Origin of the sequence: Paenibacillus sp. FSL H7-0357 (assembly GCF_000758525.1) — a bacterium.
GTDB lineage: Bacteria > Bacillota > Bacilli > Paenibacillales > Paenibacillaceae > Paenibacillus_AQ.
The window spans coordinates 7,195,292-7,217,725 of record NZ_CP009241.1; the positions used below are offsets into that span (position 1 = coordinate 7,195,292).

Below are 22,434 nucleotides of genomic sequence, written 5' to 3' on the forward strand. Positions count from 1 at the left end.
ACGCCGCCGCGAATGGGAGGGCTGGAATGAATACTCATGCTGTTACAGGTTCCGGACGCTGGATTCCCGACCAGGGAGACGGGACTTACAGAAATCCGATCATCTATGCCGATTACTCTGATCCGGATGTTATCCGTGCAGGCGATGATTTCTTTATGACCGCCTCCAGCTTTGCGCATACACCGGGTCTGCCGATCCTTCACTCCCGTGATCTGGTCAGCTGGAGCATCGTCAATCATGCGCTGCCGCAGCTGGAGCTTCCCGGCTATGAGCGGGTGCAGCACGGCAAAGGCGTGTGGGCGCCCAGCCTGCGCTTTCATGACGGGCAGTTCTGGATCTTCTACGCAACACCCGACGAAGGCATCTTCATGACCAAGACGGATAACCCGTTTGGTGCCTGGGAACCACCGCATCTGGTGAAGGCCGCCAAAGGCTGGATCGATCCTTGCCCTTTCTGGGATGAAGACGGGCAGGCCTATCTGGTCCATGCCTTTGCCCATAGCCGTTCCGGCCTGAAGCATATTCTGAGCCTCTGCAGGATGTCCCCGGACGGCAGAAGCCTGCTGGATGAAGGCCGGATTATCATCGACGGCACAGTAAAGCATCCTACACTGGAAGGTCCGAAGCTGTACAAAAGAAATGGCTATTATTATATCTTTGCCCCCGCGGGCGGAGTGCCCACAGGCTGGCAGGCGGTCTTCCGCTCCACCGCCATCGAAGGGCCTTATAAGGATAAAATCGTGCTGCATCAAGGGGATACCGCGGTGAACGGCCCGCATCAGGGAGGATGGGTTGAGCTTGCGTCCGGCGAGTCCTGGTTTATTCATTTCCAGGATAAAGGCGCCCACGGGCGGATCGTCCATTTGCAGCCCATGGAATGGCAGGAGGATTGGCCGCTGATGGGCCGGCTTGCACCCGGGCAGGACATCGGAGAGCCGGTAGAGCTCTGGAGCAAGCCCAATATCCGTGCCGCCGGAGAAATTGCCGTTCCCCAAACTGCAGATGACTTCCGCGGACCGTCGCTCGGCCTGCAATGGCAGTGGCAGGCCAATCCGGCCACCGGCTGGTACAGCCTGAATCCCTGGGGCGGATTGAGACTGTATGCCGCAGCACTTCCAGAGGGCTGCCGCACTCTTTATGACGCCCCGCAGCTGCTCATGCAGAAGTTCGCCGCTCCCGTTTTTTCGGCAGCCGCACAGATTACACCCAGCTTTGCCACCTCCGAAGAACGGGCGGGCCTCGTGGTCTTGGGACAGCGGGCCTTCTATCTGGCCTTGTCTATGGACCAGGACGGAGCGCTCCGGCTGACCCAGTATGAGAGCCGTAGTATTACAGAGAACCTCACAGAAGCCGGGGATATTAAAAAAGCTGAGATACTCACCGGTGCAGACAGCCTGCACTTAAGGTTCAGCTTGGGGGAAGATTGCCTTTGCCGGTTCAGCTTCAGCCAGGACGGTTCACAATACACCGATTTCGGTGAGCCGTTCACGATTGCTGAAGGACGGTGGGTCGGAGCCAAAGTTGGCCTGTTCGCAGCCTCCTTTGCCCCGGTCCAGTCCGGGGGCTTTGCGGACTTTGACCATTTCCATATCTAAGCTAAATTCTTCGCCGATATCCCAGGATATCGGCTTTTTTCCACTTAAAAAGCTGGCGGGAGCAGAAATTAGACAGCTGGATGGAAAATCATTCAAAACTTGGTTTGTATCCCTTTTCAACAAGTGTTACAGTGTTAGAAACGGCCTATTTTAAGGCTGAAGCAAGGAATGCAAGACATCTGGCGGGAAAGGAGTGCCCAATTTGCGGGAGTACCTTAATAAGCATCCATCCTTCAGCTCTCTGAAATGGTTCAATTTCTTCGTATATGGAACCGTGGTCCTCTTCACCAGCTTCTTCCCACTATATCTGCAGGATGTAGGGATGAATAAGTTGGAGATCGGGAGCTTAATGTCGGTAGGAGCACTCGTTTCAATTATTGCCAATCCTTTCTGGGGCATATGGAGTGACCGTTATCAGAATATGCGGCGGATTGTCCTCGTCATGCTGACGGGAACACTGGTATTGTCTCAGCTTGTATTTCAGGCGCATACATATGAAATGATTTATGTTTCCATCCTTTTCTTCTATTTCTTCCAGGGTCCGCTGTTCGCCCAGAGCAACACGATGATTCTTAGCTATATTGACGGCACGAATCACAAGTTCGGCTCTTTCCGGCTCTGGGGCTCGCTCGGATGGGCGCTGACCGCGATCCTGGCCGGGCCCGTTATTGAGTGGGCCGGCGTATCTATCTTGTCTTATCTCTTTGCTGCACTGCTCTGCGCGGCCATGCTCTCGCTGGTTGCCCTGCCGAGGCTCGATCATTCCATAGGTGTTGCGCCATTGCCGTTCAAGGGCTTCCAAAAAATCTTTTATAATCCGTTTTTTCTATGTTTTATCTTCTTCGGCATTCTGGTCTCCATCCCCAATACGATGAACAACACCTTCGTGTCGCTCTACATTACTGAGCTTGGGGGCAGCAAAACAATGATCGGCCTTGCCGTATTCCTCTCCTCTATCCTGGAGGTGGGAGTGCTGCTGCTGTGCGACCGTTTCCTGAAACGCAAAGTCTCGGTGCTGCTGGGCTGGCTGGCACTCGTGAGCGTCTTATTTGTCCTGCGCTGGTGGCTGATGGCCGGTGCGACAACACCGCTTCAGGTAGCTTTTATTCAAATTCTGCACTGCATTACGTTTGGCGGCTTCTTCTATGTGGGAACGCAGCTGACCATGCTGCTGGTCCCACGCCCCTACCGTTCCTCTGGACAAGCCCTCTACACTCTGACCTGGAGCGGCATTTCCGGCATTCTGGGCGGTGTCCTCGGCGGTTGGCTGTATCAGACTCTCGGGGCCCAGAGCATGTACCAGTCCGGTGTATTCCTCTCGTTCATTGGAACGCTTGGCTTCGGCTTAATGTGGCTGTTCGTCAGCCGCGGCGACTACCTGAACCCGGCGGAGCAGGAGGAAGAGCTGGCGGGCCACGAGTAATAGTCTCATAAGCAGCGGATACACCCTATAGGACATAACACAAAAGCAGGCTTGGACTTCCCGATAAGGAAGCCAAGCCTGCTTTTATGTTAGCCTGCCAGATTACAATTCTATGAATTAGCCCTGCTTAGGCGGCTGGAATGAGCTTTTGAGGGATACCACAAGATTGAACACGAGATGTCCCGGCGCGGAGTATTTGCTGTCCACGTTAAAATAGCCATGGCGGAAGAATTGGAACTTGTCCTGCGGCACGCTGTCCTTCAGACCCGGCTCCACAAAGCCCTGCAGAATCTCAATGGATTGCGGGTTCAGCTGATCGAGGAAACTCGGCTCCGGTTTGTCGGCCACAGGCTCCATTCCTTCAATCTCAGCCTCCGCATCCGCTTCTTCAGCGGAAATCAGCGGCTCATAGAGGCGGAATTCCGCCGGTACTGCCTGGCTGGCATCCACCCAGTGCAGTGTTCCCTTGACCTTGCGGCCGGTAAATCCGCTGCCGCTCTTCGTCTCGGGATCATACGTGCAGTGCAGCTCCACAACCTCGCCATTCTCATCCTTGATGAACTCGTTGCACTTAATGAAATAGGCGTTCTTCAAGCGCACTTCGTTGCCGGGAAAGAGACGGAAATATTTGTTCGGCGGAATCTCCATGAAGTCATCGCGCTCAATGTAGATTTCACGGGAAAACGGAATCTGCCGGTTACCCATTTCCGGATTCTCCACATTGTTCTCAATCTCGAAGTATTCGGTCTGACCTTCCGGATAGTTGGTAATGACCACTTTCAGCGGCCGCAGCACGGCCATTGTCCGGGGAACGGTCAGCTTCAGGTCTTCACGGATGAAATGCTCCAGCATTTGCAGGTCCACCAGACCCTGGCTTTTGGAAATGCCTGTTTCGTGCACAAAGCTGCGGATCGCTTCCGGAGTGTACCCGCGGCGGCGCAGCCCGGAAATCGTCGGCATACGGGGATCATCCCAGCCGTCCACATGGCCTTCGTCCACCAGCAGTTTCAGCTTGCGCTTGCTCGTTACCGTCTGGGCCAGGTTGAGCCGGCCGAATTCATACTGATGCGGCACAGCCGGCATCTCGCATTCTGCTACCACCCAATCATAGAACGGGCGCTGATCTTCAAATTCCAATGAGCAGAGGGAGTGGGTTACACTCTCAATAGCATCTTCCAACGGATGTGCAAAGGTATACATCGGATAGATGCACCATGCATCGCCGGTATTATGATGATGCGAGTGGGAAATACGGTAAATGACCGGATCGCGCAGGTTGATATTCGGCGAGGACATGTCAATTTTGGCACGGAGCACCTTTTCGCCGTCCTTGAATTCCCCTGCCCGCATGCGGCGGAACAGATCCAGGTTCTCTTCGATTCCGCGCTCACGGTGAGGGCTGTTCTGCCCCGGCTGGGTCAACGTACCGCGCAGCTGGCGGATTTCGTCGGCGCTGAGGTCATCGACATAGGCTTTGCCTTTTTGGATAAGCAGTTCTGCCCGCTCGTACATTTCTCCGAAATAATCGGAGGCAAAACGCAGTTCATCCCATTCATAGCCTAGCCACTTTACATCCTCTTGAATGGAATTCACATATTCTGTATCCTCTTTAAGCGGATTGGTGTCGTCAAATCTCAGATTGGTCTTTCCGCCGAATTCATCAGCCAGTGTAAAGTTAATCCAGATCGCCTTGGCATGTCCGATATGTAAGTAACCGTTCGGCTCCGGCGGAAAACGGGTGACGATCTCCTTAACCTTCCCCGAGCTCAGATCTTCAGTAATGACATTCTTAATAAAATTGGAGGGTGTTCCACGGTTCTCCACAGCTATCAACCTCTCGTTCTGTATTGTTCTACTTCCTTGTATGAACATGTTTCCTACTAATATACCCGTTAACCGTAGAATGTTCAATAAAATGGGTGACTCACTCAGCCTTGCCGAATGCTTTGACTTCTCTCCCGGCGATAGAGTAGCATGGAAATTATAAGGCATAATTAACGAATAACTTAACAATGGGGGACTCATTCTTATGAAACCGATGAAACTGCCTAAAGAGCAGCGCGACATTATTACAGAGAACATCCGCACTTACTTCGAAGCCGAACGCGGAGAGACCATCGGCCATCTCGCAGCCGACAATTTGCTGGATTTCTTCCTCAAGGAGCTAGGACCTGCCCTATACAATGGAGCGCTGAGCGATTGCCGCGCCCTTGTAGGACAGCGGATGCAGTCGCTGGAAGAAGATATTTACGCTCTGGAATGGAAGAAGCGTTAATCAGTACATCCGGCCCTAGTGGCACAGAGGGAGGCAGCCGCTTGTTTAATTATGTCATTGATGAAGAGCTTGTGCTGAAACTGTTGATGCCGGAGCAGGCCCGCCACATGTTCGCGCTGGTAGAGCGCTCGCGGAGCAGGCTCAGGCAGTGGCTGCCTTGGGTTGACGGAGTCACCGAGCAGGACCACATCGCCACATTTATCAAAAATGCCGTTAAGCAGGGCAGCGACAACGGCGGCTTTACCGCCGGACTGTGGGTCCGGGGAGAACTGGCCGGCATTATCGGCTATCATGAGATAGACTGGCAGAGCCGCTCCGTCGGAATCGGCTATTGGCTTGGCGAAGGATATGAAGGCAAAGGCTACATGACCAGCGCCTGCCGGGTTTTCGTAGATTATGCGCTGCTGGAAATGGAGCTGAACCGCATTGAAATCCGCTGCGCCACGGGCAACAAGCCCAGCCGGGCGATTCCCGAGCGGCTGGGTTTCGTATTCGAAGGGGTTCTGCGCCAGGCGGAGAAGCTGCCCGAGGGCTATGTGAATCATGCGGTATACGGCCTGCTGCGCAGTGAATGGAAGCTGCTGAGCTAAACAGTGGGACATATACAACCCGGCCGGATGTAACGGAATTTTAGATCTTTTATAACAAACCAAGCCCCCCGTAACAGGCGTCCGGGGGGACTTGGCATACCATCAAATTCACCGATTTTGGATATCAGCAATCGTTAGCTCTCCGCAGCCTCAAGCCAGCTCCGGAACTTCATCCGGGTTCCCGACGCCAAGGTGTCCAGTTCCGATAGCTCAGCCAGACCGTTCTTGTCCTTACGGCCATGTTCCATCAGATAGAGCACCCGCTTTACAGGGTAGCCTCTCGCACCGGATTCCTTCTTGACGATTCGATCACCGGCTGTAATCTGACCTTCACGCAGTACACGGAAATAAAATCCGCTGTATCCGGTAGCCAGCACTTTGGCTGGCATATCAGCCGGGCCATGCTTCTGCGAGAGCTTAAAGCAAGGAAACCGCGGCTGGCTGACCTGCAGCAGAGTCGAACCGATCTCATACACATCACCGATGCAGACCTCGGTCTCCAGCAGCCCGCTGACTGTGATATTCTCGCCGAAGGCGGAGAACTCCAGTTTCTTCCCGAGCAGCTCCTCCCAAAAGGCATAATGCTCAATCGGATACACACAGACCGCTTTGTCCGGCCCCCCATGGTTCACCAGGTCCGCTTGCCCGTCACCGGCGAATCCCTCAAGATGAAGCTGTACCGGTCCAGCCGCCGGCATTTTATAAATCCCCGTTTCCAGCGGCTTACCACGGTAATCTACCGTTACAGGTTTGCCCACATTAAGCGAAATGACTTCCATTTCCCTTCCCTCCAGTCAGCATGCAGCTCATAAATACCTCATCTACATAATGTCCGCCAAGATAAAACTCTTCCCTGAGCCGGCCCTCTTCCTCAAATCCGCATTTCCGGTAGAACGAGAGCGCAGGAGTATTGCTGGACAGCACCCGCAAGCGGAGTTTGCGTATCCCGTTCTCTCCGGCATGCTGCTTGATCGCCTCGATCAGCTGTCCGCCGATGCCAAGCCGCTGGAACTTCGGATGGACAGCGATGTTCACCTCGCACACATGGCGGTTGCTCACCATCCCGCTGGGACAGCCGAAACCGACATACCCGCATAGTTCTCTTTCCTGCAAAGCTACAAGCTGGGAACCGGGAGGGGCATGGAGCAGATAATCCTCACGCGAACACCACATTAATGGACCCGGTGTGGTCTCCTCCGTCCAAATCATGTTATCGAGAATAATCAGCTCACGGGTATCCTTTAACTCCGAGGGACGAATCGTGAGCGAGCCTCTAATAATTTGTTGCATAGCTCTTTGCACTCCTTGACTTACCTTTAAGTGATTCTTCTACAGACCATTATACCCCATTTTGTTCCAGTGCACGGCCAGAACGGTTGATGAAGGCATGGACCGCGAAGAATCCTACCGCCAGCAACGCCATTCCGCAAGCCAGCCAGCCTGTCGGCGCAATGCCTCCCCGGTCATACAGGCTGCCCATCATATAGGGGCCGAGAACTCTGCCAACCGCGCCGATCCCACCGCTAAGCCCGAGATAGAAGGGCGCACTGCGGTCCGCATGATCGGAAATAAATGAAGGCATCGCCGGAGAAATAAGCATCTCTCCCAGCGTGGTCAGCAACATCGCCAGCACCAGGCCGGGATAGCTTGGCATTAACAAGATCACTGCATATCCACTCAGGTAAAAAACAGCGCTTGCCGTCATCTGCGCCGTCGAGGTCTCCGCGAACCAGCGTTTGATCAAACTTACCAGCGGCTGCGCGGCAAAGATCAGAATCCCGTTGAGCGTCCAAAGAAGGCTGTAGGTGCTCTTAGCCCAGCCTTCCGAAATAATAAACGGAGAAACTCCCGTATTCCAGATCGAGTTGCCGATCAATAAAAACATCGAACCTAAGGCCATATACAGATAGATTCGGGTGTGGCCTATAAGCTTCCAGTTCGACAGCTCTCCGGGGCCGTTTCTCCTATGCGGCTCGGCATGGGCCGGCTCTGTGCCAACCTTCCGCAAATACACAAAGAAAAATGCGGCAAACACCGCTGAGGTCAGCCCATTAAGCACGAAACTCAACAGATAGGAAATATCGGCCAGAAAACCGGCCAGCATCGTGCCCAGCGCTACCCCAATATTATTGGCGACATAAATTACATTAAAAAGCTCTCCGCGCTGTTCTGCGAAGCGGAAACCTATAAAGGCCTGAATGGCCGGCAATGACAACGAATTGAACAGACCCACCAGTCCCATCACCAGTATGAACATGTTCCAGTTCACGCTTGCCGCCGGCAAGGTAAACAAGGCCAGGGCATTCATGGCCAGCGCACCGACGATGAGGCGTTTGACACCAACTTTATGATAGAGTGATCCACCCAGCAGTTGTCCGAATATGCCTCCGAGGGATTGAATAACAATAACGAGTGCGGCATCTGTCATACTGCGGCCCAGTTCATCAAATACATACATCGTGACAAGCGGCCACATTAGTGCGCTGCCTGTTGCATTAATAAGACTGGCAATCAGGAATACTTTGACTTCCTTTGGATAAGCTTGTAAAAACCTCATGACTTGTCTTTCAACCCCTGTAATATATGTGTCATTAATTTCATCCAGTATCATCCCAAAACAGGACGAAGAGCAAGCATTCACACTGACGCATTATCGCGTCACTCAAACACAATATCCCCCATGATTCTTGACCAAAACCTGTGGACAGCCTCAGCAGTAAAAAGCCTGTCCAATCGGATCTTTATATTTTATAACTGCTGCCACCATGCGTAAATAAAATTGCTGAACAGAGACTGATTCGTTCTTCGTTTGCCCGGGTAATAGAGCATATGAAACACTCCCTATTAATTCGCCGTGAGCCCGATTTCGTTCCCCCGAGTCGGATATGCACGGCGAATTTTGTGTTGTGCGCCCCTATTTCACCTCACAAAAAAACACCCCGAGAACCTTCCCTCTTGAGCCGTTAGCTGGAAGAGAGAAGGTTACAAGGAGTGTCTATTGCCGTTTAAGACTGCATTTAATTAGTAAGGATTAAGCGTGTTTCTTCACTCCGACAGAGGATACACCCTCTACGGATTGCACAGCCGCCGGCCCTTTGCGAAGGTAAGCCATATAATAGGCTGCGGCTACGAAGATGGCTCCGCCCGTAAGGTTGCCCAGCCATACCGGGGCAAAGTTGCCGAAATATTGTGCCCAGGTAAAATGCCCCTCAAATATAGCAGCAGGAATAAGAAACATGTTGGCTACAACGTGCTGGAATCCGATGGCCACAAATGCCATGGTCGGGAACCAGATACCGAGGATTTTGCCGCTGAAATTATCCGCCCCGTAAGAGAGCCACACGGCCAGAGCTACCAGCCAGTTACAGCCGATCCCGGAGACAAAGGCCTGCAGGAAGGTTGCATCAATCTTATGTTCAGCCATATCGACCAGTTTATCGAGATACACTCCGTCTGCGGTGAGGCCGACAACGTGGCCGAAGAAATAAGCAACGAACAACGCGCCTGCCAGGTTGCTGAGCGTGATCAGCACAAGGTTCTTGATGACTTCCCAGAAGGAAATCTTCTTCGCAATAAATGCCAGCGGCACGGCCATCATATTGCCTGTCAGCAGTTCCCCGCCGGCCAGCAGCACCAGGATCAGTCCTACCGGGAACACCGATGCCCCGATAAAGTTTGCGATGGAGCCCCATTCCGCCGGAGCACCGGCAATGACACGAATATCCAGTAAAAATCCGAGCGCAATAAACGCTCCCCCCAGAAAACCGAGAATAAGTACGGTGGCAAGCGGGTTGTGAGCCTTCTTGATTCCGTTCTCTACCGTTACCTCGGCAATCTGCTGCGGTTTGTTATAAGCCATGATTCCTATCCCCTTTTAATACTTAAAATTTGTTCCTTTATGCCATTGTAGCGTGATCGCAATCACATTTACGTGATAAAAGTCACGTCTAGGAAAACTAAGTGAAAGTTTTCACTGACATGTCAAATTTACCTTATCTACACAATTCAGATTAACTTAATCACAAAAACATTTCTCGCCATACATCCCATATCACGCTAAATATTCGGGCCGATTGTACCGATAGTGGAGTAAAAGAGGTGGTGATCGTGTTCCCGTAAACACAGGAAAAAGCACATACATATTGATAGACAACCTGAGGCGTGTCAGCCTGGCACTGCTATGTCTGATCCTAATCGGAACTGCTGCTGTCACTCCAGCTGCAAGGGCAAATAGCGCTCCATTTGTGGATACTGAGCGCAGCTATGCCCATCAAGAAATTGCACAGCTGTTCTCCAGAGGGATCGTTCAAGGCTATGGCAACGCAACGTTCAGACCCTATCAGCCGATTTCTATTGCAGAGATGGGCACCATGATGTCAAGGGCATTATCCATTCCCATTCCTAGTTCGGACTATCCGCTAACAACGGAAGCGGCACCGAATTGGGCCATCCCCTCCATACGCTCGCTTTTGTCTGCTGGCATTATACAAGACCAGACAATAGCATGGAGAGGTGAATTAACACGCGAGAGCTTGGCAGTATGGTATATCCGGGCCTTTGGAGTGTATGACCAGGTCCAAAAACAAGGGGATATGGCTTCGTTTAAGGATAGTCACTCTATCTCGGAAGAAGCCCAAACAAGCGTCTGGGCAGCCCAGCAGCTCGGGCTGTTCCAAGGAGATGAATATCAGCGGTTTAACCCAAAGCAATCCGTTGACCGTCAAAGCGCAGCTATGGTAACTGCTCGTGCATGTCTTCTGCTTGAGGATGCCAACCGTATACAAGATTTGCTTGAGCCTGGTAGTGACTTGCCTGATTATCCTGAAGTCCCCAAAGGCGCACCTTTAGAAGATAGCGAGATCGCTTATCCAAACGCTTCTTCTACAGATCTCGTAACACCAGTTTCACCGGCTTCACCGGATCCAACAATGGTTCCATCGGCTTCACCGAATCCAACGCCGGTTGCATCGGCTTCACCAGTTCCAACACCGGGGCCATCCGCTTCACCGGCTCCAACACCGGGGCCATCCGCTTCACCGGCTCCAACACCGGTGCCATCCGCTTCACAGGTTCCAACACCGATTCCATCGGCTTCACCGGATCCAACAATGGTTCCATCGGCTTCACCGAATCCAACGCCGGTACCATCCGCTTCACCGGCTCCAACACCGGGTCCATCCGCTTCACCGGATCCAACACCGGTGCCACCGGCTTCACCGAATCCAACACTGGTGCCATCGGCTTCACCGGCTCCAACATCGGTGCCATCCGCTTCACAGGTTCCAACACCGGTGCCATCCGCTTCACCGAATCCAACACCGGTGCCATCCGCTTCACCAGTTCCACCAAAGGTTCCATCGGTTTTACCGGTGCCACCAAAGGTTCCATCGGTTTCACCGAATCCAACACCGGTGCCATCCGCTTCACCGGCTCCAACAACGGTGCCATCGGCTTCGCCAGATCCAACACCGGGTCCATCGGCCTCACCGGATCCAACAACGGTGCCATCCGCTTCACTGGCTCCAACAACGGTGCCATCCGCTTCACCAGCTCCAACAACGGTGCCATCCGCTTCACCGGCTCCAACAACGGTGCCATCCGCTTCACCGGCTCCAACAACGGTGCCATCCGCTTCACCGGCTCCAACAACAGTGCCGCCAGTATATGAGGCAGTGGATTCTGTACAGGTAACCACCGATACAATTGACGTTTCGTTTAATGTATCTATGGAGGATTGGAAGCTGGCTTATGTGACCTTGGATGTATACGGAAGCGAAATCATGCCGGAGCATTTGCCGCCAGACCTCAAAGTGCTGGTTACTGATGATTACTCTGTACTGGCAGAGGATGGGACGGTAGCAAACTTTTATAACATCCCGAAGCCTGGGACTATGATCCATGGTCGAATCCTGCTCAGTTCCGAGATCGCCGACTTTAGCATCATCAGCAACTTCGAGCTTGAGGTACTATCGCCTCAATACAATTCAACAGCTTATTTCACTGTATCCTTGTTGCTGGAAGATACAGGAGCAAACGCTACAACAGTTGCCGAAATGCAAACCATGCGGAATACACTGGCAACTATTGATCCCGATTTGCGGGTAACCTGGGCCATGGACAACCGATTTGTGTTCGATGATGCACAGCGCCCTCAATTGCAACAGGTGCTTAACTACGTGGATCTATATGGAGATGAGGTAGGGATCGCATCCGGCTATCCGAATGATAATTTCAACCTGGCCCAATGGATTGTAGAGATGAACTCGTGGCTGTACATGTACAGATATAATGCGCTCAATTCCCTGCACCAGGGGGGCACCAACGGAGATAGCTCCGTATGGGAGAGTATTCCTGACAAGTATCGTCCCAAGTCACTGTCCACCTATGCCATCAATCCCGAGCAGGCTGCCTGGTTAAAAGACAACTTCCGGATCGATGCGTTTATGGGCTGGGCTGCAACACAGTATAATGTAGGCCAATTGTCTGCTGAAGGATCACCGCTGATGCCATACTGGGCACATACCGCTAATCCGATGCTGCCCGCACAGGATGCTGCTACTAACAGTAACAATGTATTTATGAATGCCCTAAGCATAGATCCCATCGGCTCCCGCTATATTACAGGGGCATCCAGATGGACATTGCATCCGGCGGATCCGTTTGTAAACGATACGAAGGCAGAACCTCAGCTGCATCTGGCCTCTCAGTATCTCAACAATCCTTTTCAGAACAGAAATACGGTTAATTACCTCTCACTGGTAATTGGTACCAATTGGGTGATGAGGTCACCCAACCTATTCGCAACCTGGCAGGACTTCATCAGCAGGTTCCCGAAAGATGCCGGCGTTGAAATATTGGGTGTTCATGGACTGGCAGAGATCTACAAAACAAAAACAGCCCACAGCAATGAACATTCAGAGTTCACTCTGATGTTCCGGGGGGCTGGATACACTACGGTCAGTGGAGAGAATTCTCCGGGGGATTTAAGGTATCTGTGGACAGAAACTGCAACAGAGCGTATTATCCTTGCCAAAAGAGACGGAGCCCCCCTCTGGAGCATCATTGACTTCACCGATTACTCCAGATCGCCTGTTACCAAGCTTCCATATACGTCCAATGGAGCGGCGGACGATATAAGCTACATCACAGGGAGAAACTACAAGCTGACTCCCGCGGCTCCGTTAACCTCAACAGAAATCGAACGTATCCGTGCCCGGCTGGATATCATTGATTTCCATGAAGATATCGACTACCAATGACCAATAAGCCATGCCAAGTGGAAACGGCTTCGCCGTCCTCAAAAGGACGGTATCCGTTTCAGCGAGAAATAGAAGGATAATTTATAGCGTGAAGCATATAAATTCTTATCTTTTTAAAAAAAACACGCCCTGCCAACCTTTTCGAAGGATTGGACAGGGCGTGTTTTCTTAGCTGTTATACCGTCACTGTTTCTTTATGTGTCACACTCTTTGGCAATGCCTGAAGGCCGGCAGTGTTCAGGAAGTTCCACGGCTTGTTGTAATGCGGCTGGAAGAAGAAATCAATGAAGGCCAGCTGATCCACCGTCATTTTGTTCTGGATGCAGACAGACACGGTATTGATCGACTGTGTCAGATCCATCTTGGACATAATCTGCGCTCCGAGAACCCGGCGGGTGGCGCGGTCAAATACTACTTTTAACTGAACCTGCTCAAAAGTCGGCATAAACTCCGGACGGTAGTTGTCGATCAGCAGCACGCTCTCGATATCCATGCCTTCGGCTTTGGCCGCGTCTTCCGTCAGTCCTGTTCCGGCGATGTTATCCTCATAAATCTTAATCCCCGATGTTCCCTGCGTACCCATGTATGGGATCGTATTCGCCACCAGGTTGCGCGCTACCAGTGTTCCCATACGTACGGCATTCGTAGCCAGCGGAATATAGGCATGTTTGCCGGTTGGGTTATAATGAATCGCACAGCTGTCGCCGGCGGCATAGACATCCGGGAGGCTGGTCTGCATATAATCATTGACGATAATCGCCCCGTTAGGCAGCATATCCACTTGCCCTTTCAGCAGCTCTGTATTCGGACGGAACCCGATGCAGAGAATAACCAGATCGGTCTCATGCTCCCCTTTGCTTGTGATCACCTTGGTCACTTTACCGTTCTCTCCGGCAAACGAGCTGACCTTCTCACCGAGCGCCAGCTTGATGCCGTGATCCTCCAGTGTCTGCTGGATCGGTGTAGTGAATTCTTCATCCAGATATTTGCTCAGGATCCGGTCCTCACCATCGATCAGCGTAACCTGTTTGCCGTTCATTTGAAAAGCCTCCACCAGCTCGACACCGATATAACCGGCTCCGACAACGGTGATTCTGTCCACCTGCTGCGCTTTTTCGATAATGGTGTTGGAGTGATTGTAGTTCTTCGAGAGCAGGATGCCATCCAGCTCCATGCCTTCCAGCTTTGGCACAATCGGCCACGAGCCGGTAGTCATAATGAGTTTGTCGTACGTATCTTCAACTTCCTGGCCGTTTGCCAGATTACGGGCTTTTAAGGTTTTGCGGGCTGTATCCACATTGATCACTTCATGGCGCATCTTTGTATTGACACCCAGTTCAGCGAGCTTCTCAGGCGAAGAATAAAATAAGCCTTGCGGATCTTTAACCACTCCGCCGACATATAGAGCAATGCCGCACGACAGGAAGGAAATATTATCATTGCGTTCGTACACCGTAATTTCGGCATCCGGGTAAAGCTGGGCGGTATTAACAATTGCTGCGGTTCCGGCATGGGTACATCCAATGACTGCTACTTTCATGATTTCTTCCTCCTCCAAATTGGCAAGCATATTTTTGTCTGTTTGTTTGTGATATATTTCACTTTATATATTGATTATATTGTGATTAATATCACATTGCAAGCCCTTTGGTACATCTTCTCATATTGTTCACATTTGAAATGTATGAACTGCACCGTTTTTCGGCACTCTGCGGCTTCCTTTAGCTTTTCCCCGGCGGCAAGACATTATGTCTTAAAAATGCAGGAAGCAGCAGCCAGCCTAGGATAACAGCCGCAGCGCAGCAGGATAATATCAATCCAGGAAACCCGTCACGCAAAAACCCCGGCACCCGCGCAAATTACGCAGCGGGTCCGGGGTTTCGGCCATACTAAAAGATATAGAGACTACTCCAAGCCGTGAATTACACCGTCTTCGTCGACGGAAATCCCTTCGGCGGCCGGCTTGGCCGGGAGCCCCGGCATGGTCACAATATTGCCGGTAATCACAACAGCGAAACCTGCGCCCAGCGACAATGTAATATCACGCACACCCATCGTGAAACCTTCCGGCGCACCCAGCAGTCTTGGCTGATCTGAGAAGGAATACGGTGTTTTGGCCATGCACACCTGAAGCTGCTGTAAGCCCAGCCGTTCGATGATGGCCAAACTGCGTTTGGCCGCAGGGGAGAACACGACTTCCGCACCACGGTAAATTTCGGTGACGATTTTATTGATTTTGGACGGAATATCCAAATTCTCTTCATACAGTGGGGTATAACTCCCTGCATCTTCACGATCCAGCAGTTTCTTCAGCTCCGCTGCCAGCTCGAGTCCACCGGCACTGCCTTCTGCCCATACCTTGGAAACGGCCGCAGGCACGCCAAGGCGGCTGCAGGCGTTCAGCACCTCTTCAATCTCCGATGGCGCATCACCTTCAAAGTGGTTGAGCGCAACAAGCACAGGTACGCCGAATTTGCCCAAATTCTCAATATGGCGTTCCATATTGGACAGCCCCGAGAGCAGTGCCGCCCGGTTGCCTGCATACAGCTCTTCTTTACGGACACCGCCGTTATATTTCAGCGATTTCACCGTCACGACCAGCACAGCCGCAGAAGGGGCAAGCCCGGCCTGACGGCATTTGATATCCATAAACTTCTCCGCGCCGAGATCAGCGCCAAACCCCGCTTCGGTTACAACCACGTCACCCAGCTTCAGCGCATAACGGGTCCCGATGACACTGCTGCAGCCATGGGCAATATTCGCAAAAGGTCCACCGTGTACAATGACCGGTGTCCCCTCCAGTGTCTGCACAAGGTTGGGCTTCACCGCTTCCTTAAGCAGCGCGGTCATCGCTTCCACCGCCCCGAGATCCTTGGCCGTTACCGGCTGCCCCAACTGGTCATATCCGACCAGCATACGGCCTAAACGCAGCTTAAGGTCAGCAAGGTTATCGCAGAGACACAGCACAGCCATAATCTCCGATGCTGTTGTAATCTGGAAGCCGCTCTCCCTAACCGTTCCATTGCCGTCGCCCAGCCCCGTCACAATGCTGCGCAGACTGCGGTCATTCATATCCATAACCCGCTTCCAGACGATGCGCTGCGGATCGAGGCCCAGCACATTCCCTTGGAAGATATGATTGTCGATCATCGCAGACAGCAGATTATGCGCTGAAGTGACTGCATGAATATCTCCTGTAAAGTGCAGATTAATCTCATCAGCCGGAACGATCTGTGCCTTGCCTCCGCCGGTTGCCCCGCCTTTCATGCCAAGGCATGGCCCCAGCGAAGGCTCACGCAGTGCCGCTACTGTCTTCACCCCCGCTGCATTCAGCGCCTGGGATAGTCCAATGGTTGTTAAAGTCTTGCCTTCACCTGCCGGTGTAGGATTAACCGCAGTAACCAGAACCAGCTTGCCATCGGGCTTGTGCTTCAGCTCATCCCATAGCGTTGGCGCCAGCTTGCTTTTATATTTGCCGTACAGCTCCAGATGCTCTTCACTAATCCCTGCTGCCGATGCTACCTCTGTTATTAACCTCATGCCCTTATAAAACCCTCCTGCCGTTATTATCCTGCTTCGTACTGCGCATTATGCGCTTAATGTGTTTTATGTATGGTCAACGATGATGTTGCTCTCTTCAAAGGATACAGCGTCTCTGAAAAGCGTCAAGGATTATTTTCATAGTATATTTCATAGCGCAAGCCGTGGCAAAGGATTCAGTGCCTGCTTTCACCAGAGATCAGCTGAGGCTAATCAAATAAAAGCCCTCCCAAAATGTGGTTTGCACCGGGTTTCGGGAGGACACTGAATTTGCACTAAGGCGGACTTGGTCCGGGTTTACAAATGCTGTTTACAGCAAAGATTCTATGAGTCCCTTCATCGTTTCAGGGGATTCCTTCGGCTCCACGCGGGCCACAACCTTACCGCTGCGGTCAACCAGGAACTTGGTGAAGTTCCACTGGATGTCACTGCTCTCGGCTGTACCTGGCTGCTGGCCCTTCAGATATTGAAAGAGCAGGCTTGCATCCGGTCCATTGACATCCACTTTGGCGAAGACCGGAAATTTGACGCCATAATTAATCTGGCAGAACTCCTCCGCTTCTTCACTCGTTCCCGGCTCCTGGCCGGCAAATTGGTTGCAGGGAAAACCCAGCACGACAAGACCTTGGCCGCCATATTGCTCATAAAGATTCTGTAGATCTCCGTATTGCGGGGTAAGTCCGCATTTGCTGGCCGTGTTGGCGATCAGCAGCACTTTGCCTTCATAATCCTTAAGCGGCACTTCTTTACCGGAAGGCGTTACTCCGGCAAAACTGTAAATAGACATCCTGCATCCCTTCCTTTCGGGTGTATGTTAATAAATGACCGGCATTGCAGCGAAATGCCCAGACTGGGACTTTGCATTTCATTTCCCATCTTACCTTATCGGAAACGGAAAACAAAACTCAGCAGATTATTTATTATCCAGCGTCTGAGCCCCGCGGGGACAGCCCGCAAGCCTCAGCGATAAGCCGGAGGGAGTTCAGCCGGTCCTCAAAGCTATGCATAAAACTTGCAAACATAATCTCTTCACATTGATATTGTTCGGCAAGAGCCTGGAACTGGCGCCGGATATCCTCCGGCGCCCCCACAACCATCCGCCTGCGGTTTTCCTCAATACGAAACCGGTCATACGGAGCATAATTATAGCGGAGCGCGGCTTCTACGGAAGGCGTGCCTGTGGAGACATGTCCTTTCTCCAGCAGTACAAGCGAAAGATCCATGCTGGTTGCCAGCCGGTCTGCCTCTTCAGCGGTTTCGGCACACACAGCAAATACGGAAACCAGCGCACGCGGCTTCGCGGCAGCGTGAGACGGCCTGAAGCTCTGCCGGTAGGCACTTACCGCTTCAGAGCCTCCGTTGCCGTTAATAAATTGGGCGAAGGCGAAGCCGGTCCCTAGCTTCGAGGAGAGTTCGGCACTGTCTTTGCTTGAGCCGAGCAACCAGATTTCCGGCGCTGTACGGACGGCCGGAGTGGCCTGCAGTCCGGCAAAACGGTGCCCGGAATCCACTGTGCCGTGCAAATAGGCAATGAGATCCTTAACCTGCTCCTCATAACGGCTTATGTCGTCTAACCGGTTCTCTTGCAGGGCGCGCACAGCCAAAGCCGCACCTCCCGCTGCCTTGCCCAGTCCAAGGTCAATCCGTCCGGGATACAGCCCTTCCAGCACGCGGAAATTCTCAGCCACTTTAAAGGTACTGTAATGCGGAAGCAGAACGGCACCGGAGCCAATCCTAATGGAAGAGGTCACAGCAGCCAGGTGGGCCATGAGTACTTCCGGGCTGGATCCGGCCAGTCCGGGAGCCGCATGATGCTCCGATACCCAGAAACGGTGATAACCCAGCCTCTCCGCCTCCCGGGCGAGCATGGACGTTTGGGCCAAGGCCTCGGCGGGGGAGCTGCCCTCGGAGACCGGAGACTGATCCAATATGCTTAATTTCATATTCCAAGCCACTCCAATGATAAGATTTGAGTTATCCAGATACTTCCTCCATTATATCCTGAACGTTCCTTATGTACCTATTCCCCAACAGCAAAAGTCCTTCTCCTGCGAACCGGAGAAGGACTTTACCTCGCTATATACCAGCGCATGCACCGATAGAGCTGCGTACCCGCTTAACCAGCCTGTGGGCAAGCTTTGAATTACTCCTGAACCAGCTTGACCAGCATGTGCGCCAGACGATGCCGCTCTTCCTTGCTGCCAACCTTCCACAGCTCCAGCAGCAGTTTCTCCTCGCTGTTGCGGGGCTCTTCATAAGCCGCCAGATAATCAGCGATTTTCTCGGCTGCTAGGGCCAGCTGCTCATCGCTGAGCCCGATTTTTTGGGCAAGATGAATCCGCTTACTTAAGTAGCTTTTAAACTCCTGAAAATTGTTCAGAATAACCTCTTTCTGCTCAGGTTCAATCCGGTCCAGCGCGTCATTGACACGGTTCATGGTTACACTTCCATCCTTGCTTACCACATGGTTATGTTCGGACACGTGATGCGCCTCCTTATGAAAACTAATTAGTTTCCCACTACTTAACCATCGGCCGCATAGCTGAACCATAGCATTGTAGGAAGCAGACGTTACGCATTGGCCAATCAAAAAAGCGGCCCCGTTATCCCGGGACCGCTGATGGAGCTGTTGCTAAACATATAGTGAGCCTACTTTTTAATAAGATGGCTTGCAGCCGGTTAATTCGATACGGGAACAGCATCAAAGTACTCTTCCAACGTAATACCTTTCTCTGCAATGGAGGCGGCAATCTCCTTGCCTACATAGCGGACATGCCAAGGCTCGTACTTATAACCGGTAATCGACTGCTTACCTTCCGGATAACGGATAATGAATCCGTACTCCGCAGCATGGCTAGCGAGCCAATCAGCTTCAGGCGTACCCGCAAAGCAGCTCTCGGCGGCGCATTTGCCGTCACTGCCGGAAATGTCAATCGCCAGGCCCGTCTGATGCTCACTATGGCCGGGAACTGCGCTGTAGGTGCGGGCTTTCTCTTCCCCGTCTCTGTCTACATAGTTGTTAAATAGCCTGGTCTGGGTTTTCTCGGAACGGTAGGCCGAAACACCGGCCAGCTGTATGCCGTCCTTCTTCGCCCCTGCGAACATTTCCTCAAGCGCACCAGCTGCAGTGCGGCGCATCATCCGCTTCTCAATCTTCTCCGAGAAGAGGAACCGCACATTCGGATATACCAGATCCGAAGGCTTATACTTATCCGGCAGCTTGTACTGCTTGTTGACCATGACTGACATGCTTTCGGGCTCTGCGGCAGTCAGTTCGGCTACATTATTGCCTGAGTCCGGCGTGCCCGGCTTATTTGTAACAACAGAAGTTGGATTGGTAGCCGTATCCCCGCTATCGTTCTCTTCCGGATCAGCCGTAGCAGCCGGAGACCCTTCGGCTCCCGTGTTGTTTCCAGAAGTCTCCTGGTCCTGCTCGTCCGGGTTTACACTGGCAACTGGCGAAGGTTCTGCACTTGCATCCGGCTGACCCTGAAGGGCACTGCCGTCGCTTACTACTGTTCCTTCTTCCTCTGAAGCGGATGGAGCCGACGTATATTTCCCGATTCCCCAACCGATCGCAATCACGACAACGAACAAAATAACTATTTTGGCGGTCTTGGACATATGATGTATGTTTCCTCCTATACTTGTTGGCATCCTGCTTCCGATCCGTCTGTACGAAACCAACAGTTGCCTCATTCTCTGCACTCCTGCAGCTGGCACTCTATTTATCTATTAGACAGGCTAAAGGGCAAAAAAGTTTCAGTCGTATAAAACAAATGTTACCACAGGTCGTTAGCGGATACGCCAACTGCCCTATGGTAACAAGTTTCATCTATAGCTGTCGAGCGCCTTTATCTGGATGAGCCGCGTCCGCCGCGGGAACCGCCGCCGGAGCTCTTGCCACGCCCGCCGCGCGTTGCACCGCCACCGCCGCCGCTGTTCCGTCCGCCGGAGCTGTACCCGCCTTTGCCGCCCTTGGAGCCACCGCGCGCACCTTTGGGAGCTGCCGCATTGTAGCCGCCTGCTTCACTGCTGCGGGCTACATTGGCTCTGTGTTTAGGGCTGGCTTGCGCACCGCCCGGATTATAGCCGCTTCCGGAGCCTGCGCCTTTGGAAGCGCCATAGCTGAAGCCGCCAGCTTCCATTCCTCTGGTGACGTTGGAGCTGTAGCCGCTGCTCGGGCCGCCTTTGGATGGGGCGGCCGTTCTGCTGCCGCCACGCCCGCCGGCGGCATTGCCGCCTGCCCCGTAAGCTGCAGCCGGGCTGGCGCTTCTAGGGTCAAAGGCACCGTAGCCGCCGCCCGGTCTTGGCTTCGCCGCGCTCTTGCCGGCGGAATCGCCGCCTCTGGGCGCTGCCGCCTCATAGGCGCTGCGCTTGCCTCCAGCCGCTGCACTGCGGCTGGTCTTCTCGGCAGGCGCGCCCCAGCTGCCTGCTTCCTTGTTGCCGCCGCGGCCGCGGCCGCCCGGCCGTGCTCCGGCTTCGGCGCGCGGTGCTCCGCCGCTGCGCCCTTGCCCGCGCCCGCCGCGGCCGGCACGCGCCGCTTCAGGCGCTGCGTTCTGGCGTCCGCCGCGCGGGGAGCCGCCGCCTTGCACGGAGGTGAATTCGCCTACGCCGAATTCATCCTTCTCGTAGCGGCGACGGTCCAGCCGCTGGGAAATGCCGTGCTCGATCAGCTCGAGCCCGGCGCGTTCGCGCGGCGAGGAGAAAGTGATCGCGAGGCCTTTGCCTCCGGCGCGTCCGGTCCGGCCGATCCGGTGAATGTAGCTGTCCGCATCCAGCGGCAGATCGTAGTTGAAGACATGGGTAATCCCTTCAACGTCCAGACCTCGCGCGGCAACATCCGTAGCTACCAGCAGCTGCAGCTTTGCATCGCGGAACCGCTTCATCACCGCTTCGCGTTTGCCCTGGGACAAATCGCCGTGCAGCTCGTCGCAGTCATAACCTGCTGCCTGCAGCGCTTCGTTCAGCTTCGATACCCGCCGTTTGGTCCGGCAGAAGATAATCGCCAAATACGGACGGTCGCGTTCGATCAGCGCCTGCAGCGCTTCTTCTTTGTTGCGGTCGGAGCACTCTACGACCTGCTGGCGGATATTGTCCAGCGGAATCGGCGAGCCGCTCTTGATCACGATGTCCAGCGGTTCCTTCATGTAGTTGGCGGCAAGACGTTTAATCGGATCCGGCATTGTGGCGGAGAAGAGCATCGTCTGACGGCGGTAAGGAACAGCCGTAATAATCGTCTCCACATCCTCCAGGAAGCCCATATGCAGCATCTGGTCCGCTTCATCCAGGACGAGCATCTTCACGCCCCCAAGATCCAGCGTTTCCCGCCGCAGGTGGTCAAGCAGTCTGCCCGGGGTTCCGATAATGAGATGTCTTCCGCCCTCCAGCTTGCGAAGCTGCTTCTCTACATCCTGGCCTCCGTAGACAGCCAGAATCTTCACACCCGTATGCCGTGCCAGCTTGCGTGCCTCTTCCGTAATTTGCAGGGCCAGCTCACGCGTCGGCGCGAGGACCAGCGCCTGCGGATAAGCCGCCTCCACCCGGATTTTGTCCATAATCGGCAGCAGGAAAGCGAGCGTCTTTCCCGTTCCCGTCTTCGCTCTGGCGATAACATCCAGACCCTGCACCACCGGCGGAATGGCTTCCTCCTGCACCGGCGTTGGTTTTACAATGCCTTGTCCTTTGAGCAAATCATTCAATAATTCAGAAACTCCTAATTCCTTAAAACCCGGCAATTTCTCCACCTCAC

The 22,434-nt window shown here is 53.3% G+C and carries 18 protein-coding genes and 1 pseudogene; 6 read left to right on the top strand and 13 right to left on the bottom strand.

Annotated features, from left to right (window positions below):
• Positions 1-26 precede the first annotated feature (26 nt).
• Positions 27-1,595 (top strand): glycoside hydrolase family 43 protein, encoded by a 1,569-nt coding sequence (locus H70357_RS31800; protein WP_038597507.1) that lies wholly within the window; start codon positions 27-29, stop codon positions 1,593-1,595.
• 202 nt (positions 1,596-1,797) lie between these two features.
• Positions 1,798-3,018 carry an MFS transporter gene (locus H70357_RS31805; RefSeq protein WP_038597510.1) on the top strand — a complete coding sequence of 407 codons (1,221 nt, stop codon included), beginning with the start codon at positions 1,798-1,800 and terminating at the stop codon, positions 3,016-3,018.
• 117 nt (positions 3,019-3,135) lie between these two features.
• On the opposite strand, the gene H70357_RS31810 is transcribed toward H70357_RS31805, so the two are convergent.
• Positions 3,136-4,842, bottom strand: coding sequence for a glutamine--tRNA ligase/YqeY domain fusion protein (locus tag H70357_RS31810; RefSeq protein WP_038597513.1), 1,707 nt, complete (start codon positions 4,840-4,842; stop codon positions 3,136-3,138).
• A 205-nt stretch (positions 4,843-5,047) separates the two neighbouring features.
• Between H70357_RS31810 and H70357_RS31815 the strand changes: the two genes are divergently transcribed.
• Together H70357_RS31815 and H70357_RS31820 are read left to right on the top strand one after the other, a co-directional pair.
• Positions 5,048-5,293, top strand: a complete 246-nt coding sequence (locus tag H70357_RS31815) for a DUF2164 domain-containing protein (protein WP_038597516.1) — start codon at positions 5,048-5,050, stop codon at positions 5,291-5,293.
• A gap of 41 nt (positions 5,294-5,334) precedes the next feature.
• Positions 5,335-5,883 (top strand): GNAT family N-acetyltransferase, encoded by a 549-nt coding sequence (locus H70357_RS31820; protein WP_038597519.1) that lies wholly within the window; start codon positions 5,335-5,337, stop codon positions 5,881-5,883.
• Positions 5,884-6,017: 134 nt separating this feature from the next.
• Here H70357_RS31820 and H70357_RS31825 read toward each other — a convergent pair whose 3' ends face one another.
• The 4 genes from H70357_RS31825 to H70357_RS31840 all read right to left on the bottom strand — a co-directional run bounded on the left by H70357_RS31825 (position 6,018) and on the right by H70357_RS31840 (position 9,742).
• Positions 6,018-6,662: an MOSC domain-containing protein gene (locus tag H70357_RS31825; protein WP_038597522.1), complete on the bottom strand. Its 645-nt coding sequence runs from the start codon at positions 6,660-6,662 to the stop codon at positions 6,018-6,020.
• On the bottom strand, positions 6,643-7,173 hold the full coding sequence (locus tag H70357_RS31830) for a GNAT family N-acetyltransferase (protein WP_038597525.1): 531 nt from the start codon (positions 7,171-7,173) through the stop codon (positions 6,643-6,645). Before H70357_RS31830 ends, H70357_RS31825 begins: the two co-directional genes overlap by 20 nt.
• Before the next feature lie 49 nt (positions 7,174-7,222).
• On the bottom strand, positions 7,223-8,440 hold the full coding sequence (locus H70357_RS31835; protein WP_038597528.1) for an MFS transporter: 1,218 nt from the start codon (positions 8,438-8,440) through the stop codon (positions 7,223-7,225).
• Positions 8,441-8,914: 474 nt separating this feature from the next.
• Positions 8,915-9,742, bottom strand: coding sequence for a formate/nitrite transporter family protein (locus tag H70357_RS31840; RefSeq protein ID WP_038597531.1), 828 nt, complete (start codon positions 9,740-9,742; stop codon positions 8,915-8,917).
• A gap of 385 nt (positions 9,743-10,127) precedes the next feature.
• Here H70357_RS31840 and H70357_RS37255 point away from each other — a divergent pair.
• Positions 10,128-10,604 (top strand): annotated as a pseudogene (locus tag H70357_RS37255) (S-layer homology domain-containing protein); the annotation flags it as partial.
• Between the two features lie 143 nt (positions 10,605-10,747).
• Here the strand turns inward: H70357_RS37255 and H70357_RS36830 are convergent.
• Positions 10,748-11,578 (bottom strand): serine-rich family protein, encoded by an 831-nt coding sequence (locus H70357_RS36830; protein ID WP_231578350.1) that lies wholly within the window; start codon positions 11,576-11,578, stop codon positions 10,748-10,750.
• On the opposite strand from H70357_RS36830, the gene H70357_RS36835 reads away from it, so the two are divergent.
• Positions 11,556-13,142, top strand: coding sequence for a DUF3863 domain-containing protein (locus tag H70357_RS36835; protein WP_052092360.1), 1,587 nt, complete (start codon positions 11,556-11,558; stop codon positions 13,140-13,142). The genes H70357_RS36830 and H70357_RS36835 overlap by 23 nt on opposite strands.
• 175 nt (positions 13,143-13,317) lie before the next feature.
• Here H70357_RS36835 and H70357_RS31855 read toward each other — a convergent pair whose 3' ends face one another.
• The 7 genes from H70357_RS31855 to H70357_RS31885 all read right to left on the bottom strand — a co-directional run bounded on the left by H70357_RS31855 (position 13,318) and on the right by H70357_RS31885 (position 22,420).
• Positions 13,318-14,682 carry an FAD-dependent oxidoreductase gene (locus tag H70357_RS31855; protein ID WP_038597537.1) on the bottom strand — a complete coding sequence of 455 codons (1,365 nt, stop codon included), beginning with the start codon at positions 14,680-14,682 and terminating at the stop codon, positions 13,318-13,320.
• A 365-nt stretch (positions 14,683-15,047) separates the two neighbouring features.
• A complete protein-coding gene (locus H70357_RS31860) occupies positions 15,048-16,682 on the bottom strand; it encodes a formate--tetrahydrofolate ligase (protein ID WP_038597540.1) in 1,635 nt (544 codons plus the stop codon).
• A 310-nt stretch (positions 16,683-16,992) separates the two neighbouring features.
• The gene (locus H70357_RS31865) at positions 16,993-17,469 is read right to left on the bottom strand and encodes a glutathione peroxidase (RefSeq protein ID WP_038597543.1); all 477 of its coding nucleotides are present in this window, start codon (positions 17,467-17,469) and stop codon (positions 16,993-16,995) included.
• Positions 17,470-17,602: 133 nt separating this feature from the next.
• Entirely contained in the window at positions 17,603-18,625 is a 1,023-nt protein-coding gene (locus H70357_RS31870) for an LLM class flavin-dependent oxidoreductase (protein ID WP_038597546.1), read from the bottom strand.
• Between the two features lie 200 nt (positions 18,626-18,825).
• Positions 18,826-19,164 carry a DUF3243 domain-containing protein gene (locus H70357_RS31875; protein WP_038597549.1) on the bottom strand — a complete coding sequence of 113 codons (339 nt, stop codon included), beginning with the start codon at positions 19,162-19,164 and terminating at the stop codon, positions 18,826-18,828.
• A gap of 197 nt (positions 19,165-19,361) precedes the next feature.
• The gene (locus tag H70357_RS31880; RefSeq protein ID WP_038597552.1) at positions 19,362-20,306 is read right to left on the bottom strand and encodes a M15 family metallopeptidase; all 945 of its coding nucleotides are present in this window, start codon (positions 20,304-20,306) and stop codon (positions 19,362-19,364) included.
• Between the two features lie 230 nt (positions 20,307-20,536).
• Positions 20,537-22,420 carry a DEAD/DEAH box helicase gene (locus H70357_RS31885; RefSeq protein ID WP_038601024.1) on the bottom strand — a complete coding sequence of 628 codons (1,884 nt, stop codon included), beginning with the start codon at positions 22,418-22,420 and terminating at the stop codon, positions 20,537-20,539.
• Positions 22,421-22,434 lie beyond the last annotated feature (14 nt).